The 12,571-nt window shown below is 70.4% G+C and carries 12 protein-coding genes and 1 pseudogene; 5 read left to right on the top strand and 8 right to left on the bottom strand.

All coding sequences use genetic code 11. The annotated features are described in order from the left end of the window. The 3 genes and pseudogenes from ACWGE0_RS22070 to ACWGE0_RS22060 form a co-directional block, all read right to left on the bottom strand. Positions 1–177 (bottom strand): annotated as a pseudogene (locus ACWGE0_RS22070) (hypothetical protein); the annotation flags it as partial. A gap of 36 nt (positions 178–213) precedes the next feature. Next, entirely contained in the window at positions 214–594 is a 381-nt protein-coding gene (locus ACWGE0_RS22065) for a hypothetical protein (protein WP_452262771.1), read from the bottom strand. Next, on the bottom strand, positions 587–967 hold the full coding sequence (locus ACWGE0_RS22060; protein ID WP_452262770.1) for a hypothetical protein: 381 nt from the start codon (positions 965–967) through the stop codon (positions 587–589). Before ACWGE0_RS22060 ends, ACWGE0_RS22065 begins: the two co-directional genes overlap by 8 nt. 182 nt (positions 968–1,149) lie before the next feature. On the opposite strand from ACWGE0_RS22060, the gene ACWGE0_RS22055 reads away from it, so the two are divergent. After that, entirely contained in the window at positions 1,150–2,466 is a 1,317-nt protein-coding gene (locus tag ACWGE0_RS22055; protein ID WP_452262769.1) for an MFS transporter, read from the top strand. 3 nt (positions 2,467–2,469) lie between these two features. Here the strand turns inward: ACWGE0_RS22055 and ACWGE0_RS22050 are convergent, their stop codons facing one another. Both ACWGE0_RS22050 and ACWGE0_RS22045 read right to left on the bottom strand, forming a co-directional pair. Beyond that, entirely contained in the window at positions 2,470–2,844 is a 375-nt protein-coding gene (locus ACWGE0_RS22050) for a VOC family protein (protein ID WP_452262768.1), read from the bottom strand. Between the two features lie 3 nt (positions 2,845–2,847). Continuing rightward, positions 2,848–3,585 (bottom strand): arsenate reductase/protein-tyrosine-phosphatase family protein, encoded by a 738-nt coding sequence (locus tag ACWGE0_RS22045; protein WP_452262767.1) that lies wholly within the window; start codon positions 3,583–3,585, stop codon positions 2,848–2,850. 113 nt (positions 3,586–3,698) lie between these two features. Between ACWGE0_RS22045 and ACWGE0_RS22040 the strand changes: the two genes are divergently transcribed. Next, positions 3,699–5,969: a proprotein convertase P-domain-containing protein gene (locus ACWGE0_RS22040; protein ID WP_452262766.1), complete on the top strand. Its 2,271-nt coding sequence runs from the start codon at positions 3,699–3,701 to the stop codon at positions 5,967–5,969. A gap of 61 nt (positions 5,970–6,030) precedes the next feature. On the opposite strand, the gene ACWGE0_RS22035 is transcribed toward ACWGE0_RS22040, so the two are convergent. Continuing rightward, positions 6,031–6,633: a hypothetical protein gene (locus tag ACWGE0_RS22035; protein WP_452262765.1), complete on the bottom strand. Its 603-nt coding sequence runs from the start codon at positions 6,631–6,633 to the stop codon at positions 6,031–6,033. 135 nt (positions 6,634–6,768) lie between these two features. Between ACWGE0_RS22035 and ACWGE0_RS22030 the strand changes: the two genes are divergently transcribed. The 3 genes from ACWGE0_RS22030 (at position 6,769) to ACWGE0_RS22020 (ending at position 9,808) form a co-directional block, all read left to right on the top strand. Then, positions 6,769–8,694: an ATP-binding protein gene (locus ACWGE0_RS22030; protein WP_452262764.1), complete on the top strand. Its 1,926-nt coding sequence runs from the start codon at positions 6,769–6,771 to the stop codon at positions 8,692–8,694. After that, a complete protein-coding gene (locus ACWGE0_RS22025; RefSeq protein WP_452262763.1) occupies positions 8,682–9,305 on the top strand; it encodes a response regulator transcription factor in 624 nt (207 codons plus the stop codon). The genes ACWGE0_RS22030 and ACWGE0_RS22025 overlap by 13 nt, the downstream gene beginning before the upstream one ends. Before the next feature lie 68 nt (positions 9,306–9,373). Continuing rightward, entirely contained in the window at positions 9,374–9,808 is a 435-nt protein-coding gene (locus ACWGE0_RS22020; protein WP_452262762.1) for a GNAT family N-acetyltransferase, read from the top strand. On the opposite strand, the gene ACWGE0_RS22015 is transcribed toward ACWGE0_RS22020, so the two are convergent. Together ACWGE0_RS22015 and ACWGE0_RS22010 are read right to left on the bottom strand one after the other, a co-directional pair. Further along, a complete protein-coding gene (locus tag ACWGE0_RS22015; RefSeq protein ID WP_452262761.1) occupies positions 9,752–11,047 on the bottom strand; it encodes a cation:proton antiporter in 1,296 nt (431 codons plus the stop codon). The genes ACWGE0_RS22020 and ACWGE0_RS22015 overlap by 57 nt on opposite strands. Positions 11,048–11,081: 34 nt before the next feature. Beyond that, positions 11,082–12,518: an FAD-binding oxidoreductase gene (locus ACWGE0_RS22010; RefSeq protein ID WP_452262760.1), complete on the bottom strand. Its 1,437-nt coding sequence runs from the start codon at positions 12,516–12,518 to the stop codon at positions 11,082–11,084. Between the last annotated feature and the right edge of the window lie 53 nt (positions 12,519–12,571).

Here is a 12,571-nt window from a genome sequence, read left to right as displayed (position 1 = left end):
CGACCTTTTGACCCCGCCCGTCTTCCCCCCCCCCGCGCCGACGGCGCCCGGCGACGGCGCGCATGGCCGGTATTTCAGCGCGCCGGGGGAGTGGCGGTAGGCGTGCAGGTAGACCGAGCGGTAGCCGTCCGCCCGTGCGAACTCCAGCAATCCGGCCACCAGCGAACGGGCGAGGCCGCGCCTGCGGTGCCACCCGGGCTGCCGAAGTGAGGCTCAGGCCGTCTTCCGCAACCAGAGCAGACCCAGCACGGGCAGCACGAGCGGGATGAATCCGTAGCCGATGCCGAACGTCGACCACACCGTCGCGTCCGGGAACGCCCGCGGCACGAGAAGACTGACGAACCCGACCGTGAGCACGCCGATGAGCTCGACCGCGCACGCCACGAGCGCCACCCGGCGTGCGTTGAGCGCGAGCGTGATGGTGGCCAGCACGTACACCACGGCGGCGAACGCCGACAGCAGGTACGCGACCGGTGCTTGGTCGAACCGGGTGATGAGCTGCACGGCGGACCGGGAAGTCGCGGCGATCGCGAAGATCCCGTAGACCGCGATCAGCATTCGGCCGGGGCCCTGCCGGGTGGCCGCGTCACGCATGGCCGGCCCAGATCTGCCCGAGTCGCACGATCATCACCGGCACGCTCAGGCACGCGACCGCCAGCACGCCACCGCTCCAGCGGGTGCGTTCGGCCGCCGACCACGCCAGGGCGAGCGGGAGGATCACCACGGGACCGACGAGGTAGCCGACGAACGAGAACTTGTCGATCTCGCGGTCCAGCCCTGCCAGCTTCACGATCCCGATCACCGCCTGGACCAGCAGCCCGATCTCGAGCAGGGCGAGCACCGCGGCCAGGCCGAGCTTCGGCTTGGTCACCGGCAGCAGCGGTTTCTTCAGCACGATCAGCGCGACCGACCAGGCGGCGCCGGCCAGCGCGAGGACGGTCAGCACCGTCGGCAGCAGGTCGATCATGGGGCTCGTTTCCGGGGAGGCGGGATCGACACGGAATCTAGCGGAGCGGCTCCACATGGCTGGCAACACCGTCTGTGGTGGACGGATCGTGCTCGGCGTCGGTACGGCCAGAGTCTGGTTGTTGCCATGCTTCGGCTGTTGCACCGTCGACGCAAACCCGTTGGCGTGCTTATAGTTCCGCCGTGATTTCGGTCCTGCGCAACCGGACGTACCGGAACCTGTTCGGCGCCCAGGTCGTGGCCCTGACCGGGACGGGTTTGGCGACAGTCGCGCTGGGCCTGCTGGCGTACGACATCGCCGGAGCGGACGCGGGAGCGGTGCTCGGAACGGCGCTGGCGATCAAGATGATCGCCTACGTCGGGGTGGCGCCGATGGCGGCGGCCCTGCTCGGCGCGTTGCCCCGCCGGGCGGTGCTGGTCGCGCTCGACGTGGTCAGGGCCGGTGTGGCGGTGGCGTTGCCGTGGGTCGACGAGGTCTGGCAGGTGTACGTCCTGATCTTCCTGCTCCAGGCGGCATCGGCGGCTTTCACGCCGTTGTTCCAGTCGACCATTCCGGACGTGCTGCCCGACGAACGCGACTACACCCGCGCGATCACGTTGTCCCGGATGACCTACGACCTGGAAAGCCTGCTCAGTCCCGCGCTGGCCGCGCTGGCGCTGGCCCTGGTGAGCTTCCACCAGCTCTTCCTCGGCACCGCGATCGGGTTCGCGGCGTCGGCGTTGCTGGTGCTGTCCACCCTCGTGCCGCAGCCGAAACCGTTGCCCCGCAAGTGGTACGACACCACGACGCGCGGCATTCACATCTACCTCGCCACACCACGGCTGCGTGGGCTGCTGGCCGTGCACCTCGCCGCCGCGGCTGCCGGATCGATGGTGTTCGTGAACACCGTCGCGTACGTGCGGGACGTGCTCGGGCGGGACGCGTCCGACGTCGCCATCGCTCTCGCGGTCAACGGCGCCGGATCGCTCGTGGCGGCCTCCGCTCTGCCCAGGCTGCTCGATCACTTCGCGGACCGCGTGGTGGTGCTGCGGGCCGCTGCGGCATTGACCGCGTTGTTGCTGGTCGGCGCGTTGTTCGCGGCGGACTGGCAGGCGTTGCTGATGGTGTGGGCGTTGATCGGTGCCGGGTGCTCGCTGGCCCTCACCCCAGGCGCCCGGCTGTTGCGCCGGTCAGCAGATCCGGCAGACCGGCCGGCGTTGTTCGCCGCGGATTTCGCGCTGTCCCACGCGTGCTGGCTGCTCTGCTACCCGCTGGCAGGCTGGGTCGCCACCGCTGCGGGCATGACCACCGCATTTCTGGTGCTGGGCACGATCACCGCCACCGGCGCGGTCGTCGCGTGGAGGCTCTGGCCAGCACACGACCCGGAAGTCGTCGAACACGACCACCACGACCTCGAACCGCAGCACGAACATCTGCACGACGCGGTGCTCGCGGGTGGGGTGTGGACGCATTCGCACGAGTTCCGCATCGACGACCACCACCTGCGCTGGCCGCGCTGAACCTCAGCCGGCGGGCTGGAAGAGTTCGACGAGGTTGCCCGCGGGGTCGGTGAGCAGGATCTGCCGCCCGCCGGGGCCGCTGACCAGGTCGCTGGCGAAGGTCACCCCCGCCGCGCGCAACCGGGTGATCTCGGCGTCGAGGTCGTCCACGACGAGATGGATGCGGTTGCGGCCGGCGGCGAGCGAGTCCGCCGGGGTGGCCCTGGTGCCGGAGCTGGCCGGTCCGGACAGCAGCAGGCGCAGCGGCCCGCGCACCACGTCGGCGAACGCGGGCGCGGCGTCGGTGCGGACGGCGAATCCGAAGTGGACGGTGTAGAAGTCAACGGCGGCTTGGACGTCGTCGACGAGGTAGCGGACACTGGCGAGCTGGTCGGTCATCGTTCACCCCTTCTGACGCGCTGCCGCGGCGAGCACGGGCAGCAGATGGCGAATACGTGTGTCGATCTCCGCGGCGGTGCTGACGAACGCCGGGTAGCCGGTGGGCTCCGGGATGCTCCAGTGGATCGGCGGGTGCGTGCCCTCGAACTCCGGGCAGACCTCGCGCACCTTGTCGCACAAGGTGATCACGTGGTCGAAGTTCGCTCGCACGGCGTCGAGCGAACGCGGGCTCCTGCCGGACACGTCGATGCCGTACTCCTCGCGCAGCACCCGGACGGCGTGCGGATGCAGCTCCTGCCGAGGACGACTGCCCGCGCTGGTGACCCTGATCCCGTGCGCGCGGTGCCGCAGCAGGGCCTCGGCGATCGGCGAACGCGCACTGTTGCCGGTGCAGGCGAACAGCACCCGGACTCCGTTGAGGGACAACGTGCCCGGGCTCGCCTGGAGCTCCAGCGACGGGTGCAGCGCGGCGCCCGTGCCGGTGAGCAGGCTGCCGCAGCGGTCGAGGTCGAGGTGGTAGTAGGTGTCGCGGCCGTCCGACGTGCTGCGCCGCGCGGTGACCAGGCCGCCGTCGCGCAGCAGCCGCAGGTGGTAGGAGACCAGGTTCTGCGGCTCCCGCAGGCATTCGGTCAGTTCGCGCACGCGGTGGTCGCTGCCGGCCAACTCGGTCAGCAGCTGCCACCTGAGCGGATGGGCGGCCATCCGCAGGAACTCCGGCGCGGCCATCCGTCCACGATACATCAAACCAGTTTGATGTAAATGGCCGTGACAACCATCCGAACGGCCTGATGTCGGGGCGGGTCGGCGCGGTTACGTTCGCCTGACCCTGCAAAACCCTGCGAAGGAGCCCCACAGTGCGAAGAAGATCCGTGCTGTCCACCACGCTGGCAACCGTGGTGGTCGCGGCAGCGATGGTCGTCCCTGCGGCCGCCGCGCCACTGGCCGGTTGCTCCGGCACCAACGACGGTGACGTGGCTATCGGCGACAACACCACCGTGGAGTCGCCGCTCACCATCACCGACTGCCCGTCGGTCCCGTCGGCGACCAGCACCGTGCCGGTGAAGATCGTGCACACCTACATCGGCGACCTCCAGGTGTCCCTGGTCGCGCCGGACGGCTCTGCCTACGTACTGCACAACCGCACCGGCGGTTCGGCGGACAACATCGACCAGACCTACACCGTCAACCTGTCGAGCGAGACCGCGAACGGCACCTGGAAGCTGCGGGTCAACGACAACGCGGCCAACGACGTCGGCCGGATCGACTCCTGGTCGCTGAACCTCGGCTCCACCCCCGCCAACGACTTCTCCGTCGCCACGTCGCCCGCCTCCGGTTCGGTCGCGGCGGGTTCGTCGGCGACGACGACCGTGCAGACGCAGACCACCAGCGGTCAGGCGCAAACCGTCCAGCTCACCGCGAGCGGCCTGCCCTCCGGTGCCACCGCGTCGTTCAACCCGGCGTCCGTCACGACCGGCACGAACTCGACGCTGACGATCGCCACCAGCGCGTCCACGCCCTCGGGCACCTACCCGGTGACGGTGCAGGCCGCGGGCAGCACGACCAGGACCGCGACCTACTCGCTGACCGTCACCGGCGGCACCGGGCCGCAGATCCCCGACATCGACATCGCGGCGGTCAAGCAGCACCTGACCCAGTTCAACACCATCGCCACGCAGAACGGCGGCAACCGGCGTTCGACGACGGCCGGCTACCGCGCGTCGGTGACGTACGTGAAGGACAAGCTCACCGCGGCCGGGTACTCGGTGACCGAGCAGCCGTGCACCTCCGGCTGCACCAGCGGCGCCGGCCCGAACGTGATCGCCGAGTGGCCGGGCGGCAACGCGAACAACGTCTACATGTTCGGCGCCCACCTGGACTCCGTCTCCGCGGGCCCCGGCATCAACGACAACGGCTCCGGCTCGTCCGCGCTGCTCGAGACCGCGCTCGTGCTCTCCCGCACCAACCCGACGATGCTGAACAAGGTCCGGTTCGCCTGGTGGACCGACGAGGAGCAGGGCCTGCTCGGCTCGCGCTTCTACGTCTCCCAGCTGCCGGCCACCGAGCGCACGAAGATCAAGACCTACCACAACTTCGACATGGTGGGCTCGATCAACGGCGGCTACTTCATCAACAACATCAACTCCACGCAGTCGGCGCACATGAAGGCCTACTGGGACTCTCTGAGCCTGTCGCCGGAGGAGAACACCGAGGGCCGCAACCGGTCCGACGACGCGTCCTTCACCAACGCGGGCATCCCCGCGTCCGGCTACGCGATGGGCGCCAGCGCCACCAAGACGTCCGCCCAGGCGACGAAGTGGGGCGGCACCGCGGGCGGCGCCTTCGACCCCTGCTACCACCGGGCCTGCGACACCACGGCCAACATCAGCGACACCCACCTCAACCGCGCGGTCGACGGCATCGCCTACACCCTGTGGAAGTCGGCGGTCGGCACCGGCACTCCTGGCGCCGACTTCTCCGTCGCGGTGTCGCCTTCCTCGGGCTCGGTGGTGGCGGGCTCCTCGGCCACGGCCACCGTCGCGACCCAGACCGTGAGCGGCGACGCGCAGACCGTGCAGCTGTCCGCGTCCGGTCTTCCTTCCGGCGCAACGGCTTCGTTCAACCCGGCGTCGGTGACCACCGGCGCGAGTTCGACGTTGACGATCAGCACCACGGCGTCGACGCCGGCGGGTACCTACCCGGTCACGATCACCGCGGCCGGCTCGGTGTCCCGCACCGCGACCTACACCCTGACCGTCACCGGCGGAGGCGGCGGCAGCTGCACCGGCACCAACCCGAACGACGTCGCCGTCCCGGACGCGGGTGCCGCGGTCGACAGCGACGTCGTGATCTCCGGTTGTGCCTCCACGCCGTCCACCGCCGCCACGGTGGCGGTGAACATCCGGCACACCTACATCGGTGACCTGACGGTCGCCTTGATCGCGCCGGACGGCTCGTCGTACACGCTGCACAACCGCACCGGTGGTTCGGCGGACAACATCAACCAGACCTACACCGTCAACCTGTCCGGTGAGGCCGCCAACGGCACGTGGAAGCTCCGCGTGCGCGACCTGGCGGCGCAGGACACCGGCACGATCGACACTTGGACGCTCAACCTGACTCCTTGATCCGGAGCGGGTTCGCGCGAGGGCCCTGGTCGACCAGGGCCCTCGTCCGGCCGTGCTGATCTCACGCCAAGACTTCGGCCGTGGTGCGCGCCTTTCGCGGTTCGCGCAGCGCGACGCCGAGCAGCAGCATGCACACGCCGTACACCGCCACACCCGCGGGCAATGCCTTGGTCATGGCGATGCCCACCAGCAGCGTGGACCAGATTCCGGTCGTGAGCGGCACGAGCCGCCGCCAGTCCTGCCACACCCCGGCGCGCAGGGTGGTCGCGCCGCACAGCAGGAAGCCGACCGCGGTCAGCACCACGGCGACGCCGAACGCGGCGCCCACCGCGGACGGTCCGGGATCGGCGATCAGGTCGTCGCTGAACAGGATCGACGCGAGCTCGGCGAGGCAGAGAAGCCCGGTGCCGGCGACGGCGAGCGCGGTGCCCGTGCGTGCTGTCCGTGAAGTGCCTGCCGCGCCGCTGCGGGCGAATGCGAGCACTCCGACCAAAACCAGGACGTGGAACACGGCGTAGAGCGCGGTGGCCAGGACGAACGCGTTCGGGCTCAGCGGATAGCTCCACATCGTGTCCGGAACGGTGGACGTGGGCTGCACGACGGTCTGGACGACGAGCCCGGAGACGGCGGTGGCGGCACCACCGGCGACGGCGTACTTGTTCATGACTTCCTCGCTTTCTCTGTCGGGTGGCGAAAGCGTGGCTGCCGGAGACGGCGCGGGTCATCGGCGTGAACACCACATCGCGATGCAGTGCTGGCACGGATGGTCGGTGGGCGCGGCGGCTGCGACCATGTGGCGATGCGCGTCGTGGTGTTCGGGCTCACGGTCGCGGCCGAGGTGGCCGCCGTGGCGCTCGCGTGGGGGCGCGAACCTCTCTACGACACGCTGATGTACGCGGTCTCCACCGTGGTGATGGCCGGTGCCGGCGCCTTGATCGTGCGGCGCAGCCCGGTCGGATGGCTCTTCCTCGGCTTCGCGTTGCTGAGCGCGCTGTGCTCCGACCTCGCCCAGGGCCTGGGACTGCACGGCTGGGTGATCGGGTTGTGGCTCAGCTACACCGGCTGGCTGCCCAGCGGGTTCGGCTGGATCCTGACGTTCCTGCTGTTCCCGGACGGCCGGCTGCCCGGCCGCGGCTGGCGCGCGGTGCTGTGGGTGGCGTCCTCCGGCCTGGTGCTGGCCGTCGTGGGCTGGTCGTTCGGCCCGTCCATCGGCCAGAGCCTCCCCGGCGGGCACAACCCGTTCGCTGTCCCGGGATTGCCGGCCCAGGCGTTGCTCACGGTGGGGATGTCGCTGTACCTCGGGTCGATGCTGGCCTCGGTGGTGGCATTGGTGGTGCGGTTCCGGCGCTCGCACGGTGTGTTGCGGCAACAGCTGAAGTGGTTCGTGTTCGCGGCGGCGCTCGCCGGGGTGATGCTGCCGCTGTCGTTCTTCCTCTGGTACGTGACGCCGCTGGCGGGGGTGATCGCGGCGGTGCCGTTGATGGCGCTGCCGGTGGCCGCGTCCGTCGCGATCCTGCGGTACCGGTTGTACGACATCGACTTCCTGATCAGCCGCACCGTCAGCTATGCCACGCTGACGGTGCTGCTCGCCGCGGCCTACGCGGTGACCGCGGTCGTGCTGGGCACGGCGCTCGGCCGGGGTTCGGCGTGGGTGACCGCGGCGGCGACACTCGTTGTGGCACTGGCGTTCCGGCCGCTGCGGGCACGCGTTCAGGACGTGGTCGACCGGCAGTTCAACCGCGCCCGTTACGACGCGGTGCACCGGGTCGAGGCGTTCCTGGAGGAGCTGCGCGCCGGCAGGGCGGCGCCGGAGGACGTGCGGGACGTGCTGCGGGAGGTCCTGGACGACCCAGGGCTTGAGCTCCACCTCTCCGGTCAACCGTCCTCAGTGGAGGGACGCGGCCAGGTGGTGGTGGAGCGCGACGGGCAACGGCTCGGCGTGGTCACCTACACCGTCGAGGCGAGTCCCGTCGTGCTGCGGCAGGTCGTGGAAGCCGCCGGGCTGGCGGTGGAGATCGTGCGGCTTCGGGCCGAGCTGCGCCGTCAACTCGCCGAGGTGGAGGCTTCCAGGGCGCGCATCGTCGCTGTTGCCGATGCCGAGCGGCGCCGGATCGAACGTGACCTGCACGATGGTGCTCAGCAGCGGATGGTGGCGATCGGCCTCGCGCTGCGCCATGCCCAGCATCAGCTCACCAACGACGGTCCCGCGGACGGCGGGCGGTTGGTGGACGCCGCGGGTCGTCTGCCGGCCGCCGACATCGAAGGCGCCCTCACAACGCTCGACGCCGCCGTGGACCAGGTGGGCGCCGCGATCGCCGAACTCCGCGCCCTGGCCCACGGACTGCCGCCGGCCCAGCTCGACGCGGGCCTCGCCCCGGCGTTCCGCGACCTCGCCGGCCGCGCGCCCGTGCCGGTCTCCGTCGACGTGCCGCCCGGACGTTTCGGCACCGGAGCCGAGGCCGCCGCCTACTTCGTCGGCTGCGAGGGCCTGACCAACGCGGTCAAGCACGCCGGAGCCACCCGCGTCGCTCTCACCGCCGCCCGCCGGGACGGGACTCTCGTCGTCACCGTGACGGACGACGGCGTCGGCGGGGCGACGCCCGGTACCGGGACCGGCCTCACCGGGCTCGCCGACCGGCTGGAGGCGCTCGGGGGCACGTTGCGCATCGACAGCGTGCCGGGTGCGGGAACGACGCTGACCGCGGAGGTGCCATGCGCGTCGTGATCGCCGAGGACCAGGTGCTGCTGCGCGAGGGTCTGGTGCGCCTGTTCACCGACGGCGGGCACGAGGTCGTTGCCGCCCTGGGCGACGCGGCCGGGCTGGATGCGGCCGTGACAGCCGCGGATCTGGCGGTGGTCGACGTCCGCATGCCCCCGACGTTCACCGACGAGGGCGCCCGCGCCGCCCGCGCTCTCAAGCGGACGCGCCCGGACCTCGGCGTTCTCGTGCTTTCCCAGCACGTCGAGACCACCCACACCGCCGACCTGATCACCCTCGGCGGCTTCGGCTACCTGCTCAAGGACCGCGTCCTCGACGTCGCCGACTTCCTGTCCGCCGCCGAACGCGTGGCCCGCGGCGGCTCGGCCCTCGACCCGCACGTCGTGGCCAGCCTGGTCGGCCGCAGGGGACCGCTCGACGCGCTCAGCGAGCGCGAACGCGCCGTCCTCGCGCTCATGGCCCAGGGCCTGACCAACAGCGGTATCGCGAAGCAGCTCCACCTCAGCGAACGCACTGTCGAGGCACACGTGCGGCACCTGTTCACCAAGCTCGACCTGCCGTCGGACGTCGACGGGCACCGCCGGGTGCTGGCCGTCCTCGCTCACCTGTCCGGCTGAAGTGGCATCTGAACAAACGTCCTGAATGGTACTTCTGGGATGCCACTTGCCCGACGACCATGATCGGTGTGACCACTGAACACACCATCGCCGAACTGGACGACGCGGACACGGCAAAAGCTTTCGACGCGCTCCGTGCTCTCCGCCCGCACCTCACCTCTGTCGACGAGTTCGTCGAGGTGGTGCGCGCCCAGCGCAAGGAGGGCTACCGGATCGTGGCCTCCTTCGACGCGAGCGGCCAGGTGGTCGCGGCAGCGGGGTTCCGCCACATGACGAACCTCTACGCGGGTTCGCACATCTACATCGACGACATGACAACGCTGCCGTCGGCGCGCAAGCAGGGGCACGCGGGTGCCCTGCTGAAGTGGGTGGACGAGGAAGCCCGCCGCCTCGGCTGCACGTCGGTCCAGCTCGACTCCGCAACGCACCGCCACGACGCGCACCGGCTATACCTGAACTCCGGGTACGTCATCCCCGCGTTCCACTTCAGCCGGAGTCTTTGAGCGCTTGGCCAGCAGCAGCGCGACCGGCCCGGCGCCGATGCCGTGCAGCACGACGCTGCCCAGCACGCAGATCACCGTGATGGTCAGGATCGTGTCGGCCGCCGACCCCTCCGGCAGCTTGTTGAACGCCAGCAGGCCGAACACGATCGTCGTCGTGCCGCGGGGCCCCAGCGCGCCGACGAGTACCCGTTCGCGCCCGGACAACCGGGACCGCGTGAAGGCGAGGAACACCGGCAGGATGCGGATCACGGTGAGGACCGCGGCGCAGAAGAGCACCTCCTGCCAGGAAACGCCCAGGGAGAAGATGAGCACGGAGGCGATGCCCACGACGAACCACATGGTCATCGTCAGCAGCCCGGTGACGTCCTCCAGCAGGTGCAGATCGGTGTTCAGCACGTCCGTCCGAGCCTCCGCCCGTCCAGTGTGGACGCGGCGGGCCTTGAGCAGCCGGTGCACGTAACGGAACGCGATGCCGCTGACGAACGACGCGACGAACCCGTTGCCGTCGATGGCCACGGTCGCGGTGAAGGTCAGCAGCGGCGCCAGCAGCACCGCGACCCGTGCGGACTGGTCGGTGACCCACCCGGCCTGGTGCGCCCGGTCCATCAGCCACCCGAGCACCGCGCCGATCACGACACCGGCGACGATCGCCTTGACCGCGAACGGCAGCACCGTCCCCAGCGCTTCGAGCGGCGTGCGCTCCTGCGAGTCGTCGCCCGCCAGGATCAGCGCGAACAGGAACAACGGCGAGACGATGCCGTCGTTGTAGCCGCTCTCGATGTTCAACGTGCTGCGCACCCGTGCGGACAACGCCGGATCACGCACCACCCGTTCCGCAGGGGCGAAGTCGGTCGGCACCGTCACGCAGGCGACCAGCAGCAGCACCGCCCACGGCAGGCTCGGGAACAACAGCCAGCCCAGCAGCGCGGCCAGCGCGAGGCTGATCGGCATGGCCACCAGCAGCACCCTGGCCACGAGGCCGGGGTAGGCGCCCCACAACCGGCCAGCGCGCACCTCGGTGGCGTCGACGAACAGCAGCACCGCGAGGATGATCTCCGCCGCGTGCTGCATCGACTCGGTGTTCAGGCCCTCGGCGATGGAGTTCGCGTTGAGCAGCCCGACCGCGGCGCCGGCCAGCACCATCACGATCGGCGCGCCGAGGCTCCACCTGTCGAGCCGTGACGCCGCCAGTGATCGCAAGACCATGGCGATCGCCGCGGCGAGCAACAACGAGTTCATGCGACCATCTTCGCTCAGGGCGTCCTAACAGGACTCAGCGCGGCACTGACTGGGCGAACGCGAACACCTTGTCCGGGTCGTACCTCGCGGCAACTTCACGCAATCGCCCCAGATTGGCGCCGTAGTACGCCTCGGCCCAGCGCGGCAGTTGCGGATCGATGTAGTTGACGTAGCCGGTTTCCCCGACCAGCGCACCGAGCCCGTCGCGTGCCTGGCCCATCGCCTTGGCCGCTTCCGTCGCGGCTTCGGGTGGGGTCTTGAAGTAGATCTGGGCGCAGGCGAGGGCATCCCGGTGGGGGAACGCGGTGGCGTTCGCGGCGACGTCCGACACCGCGCCGCCCAGGCTGTCGAAGATCAGGTACGACTCGTCGGACTGGCCGGCCATCAGGTTCACGGCGCGGCCGGGGTCGCTGATCGGGGAACGCACGATCCGGGATGAGGCCACGAACGACTCGCGGTCGATCGGGCCGCCGACGAAGTAGCGGGTGGCCTCCGGGTAGCTCTTCGGCTGGATGAACCGCTCGGGCGCGGCCGGCAGCGCGGTCAGCATCCCGGCGAGGTCGCCGACGGACCCGATGAAGCAGCCGCCGACGCGGCAGGTCGGTTGCGGGCCGCCGCGCACGACGACGTTGGACCACAGTTCGTTCGGTGCCTGCGCGATCCAGCCTTGCCACGCGCCGAACACGTCTGCGGCGGCACCGGCGGGGTACTGCAGCGAGAACACCGTGACGTCGGGGGCGGGCACGGTCGCGAACACGAACTCGGTGACGATCGCGAAGTTGCCGCCGCCACCGCCGCGCAGTGCCCAGAACAGGTCGGGTTCCTGCTGCGCGGACGTGGTGACCAGCCGGCCGTCCGCGGTGACCACGGTCGCCGAGACCAGGTGATCGCAGGTCAGGCCGTACTTGCGGGAGAGCACGCCGATGCCGCCGCCGAGCGTGAGGCCCGCGACGCCGACGGACGGGCACGTGCCGGTGGGCAGGCAACGGCCGGACTCCGCGAGCACGCGGGCCACCTCGCCGAGCTGTGCCCCGGCGCCGATGCGGACCTGGTCACCGGGCAGCACCTCGATGTCAGCGAGTCCGCGCAGGTCGATCTGCAGCCCGTTCTCCGGCGAGGAGTAGCCGGCGTAGCTGTGACCACCGCTGCGAGCGGCGATCGGAGCACGCAGTCTGACCGCTTCCACGCAGGCCTGCACGTCGGCCGGTGAGGTGCAACGGGCGACGGCGGCGGGCTTTCGCGCGTCCCACACCGGGTTGAAGCCCTGGTAGGTGAAGCCGTCGTCGGCCGGCAGCACCAGCTTGCCGGACAGCTTGGTGCGCAAAGCAGACCAGTCCGGCGGTCCACTTGAAACGGACGAACTGGACGGAGGTGTCGACGGACCTCCGGAGGTGGTGCAGGCCGTGAGCGCGACGCCCGCGCTCGCCAGTCCCGCGACTCGGAGAAACCTGCGGCGGTCCACGCCGGCCATCGTGGCACAAGATCGCTTCGGCCTGTCGGAGGTTGTGCTACCTGAGGCTGATC

The organism is Lentzea sp. NPDC054927 (assembly GCF_053610285.1).
Note: the sequence above shows the minus strand (reverse complement) of the source record. Positions and strands in the feature narration are given on the sequence as shown.

Bases quoted from the DNA above. Each gene is read 5' to 3' on its own strand.
- ACWGE0_RS22065 (WP_452262771.1), bottom strand. From the start codon at position 594: ATGCGTGACGCGGCCACCCGGCAGGGCCCCGGCCGAATGCTGATCGCG.
- ACWGE0_RS22060 (WP_452262770.1), bottom strand. From the start codon at position 967: ATGATCGACCTGCTGCCGACGGTGCTGACCGTCCTCGCGCTGGCCGGC.
- ACWGE0_RS22050 (WP_452262768.1), bottom strand. From the start codon at position 2,844: ATGACCGACCAGCTCGCCAGTGTCCGCTACCTCGTCGACGACGTCCAA.
- ACWGE0_RS22045 (WP_452262767.1), bottom strand. From the start codon at position 3,585: ATGTATCGTGGACGGATGGCCGCGCCGGAGTTCCTGCGGATGGCCGCC.
- ACWGE0_RS22035 (WP_452262765.1), bottom strand. From the start codon at position 6,633: ATGAACAAGTACGCCGTCGCCGGTGGTGCCGCCACCGCCGTCTCCGGG.
- ACWGE0_RS22030 (WP_452262764.1), top strand. From the start codon at position 6,769: ATGCGCGTCGTGGTGTTCGGGCTCACGGTCGCGGCCGAGGTGGCCGCC.
- ACWGE0_RS22025 (WP_452262763.1), top strand. From the start codon at position 8,682: ATGCGCGTCGTGATCGCCGAGGACCAGGTGCTGCTGCGCGAGGGTCTG.
- ACWGE0_RS22015 (WP_452262761.1), bottom strand. From the start codon at position 11,047: ATGAACTCGTTGTTGCTCGCCGCGGCGATCGCCATGGTCTTGCGATCA.
- ACWGE0_RS22010 (WP_452262760.1), bottom strand. From the start codon at position 12,518: ATGGCCGGCGTGGACCGCCGCAGGTTTCTCCGAGTCGCGGGACTGGCG.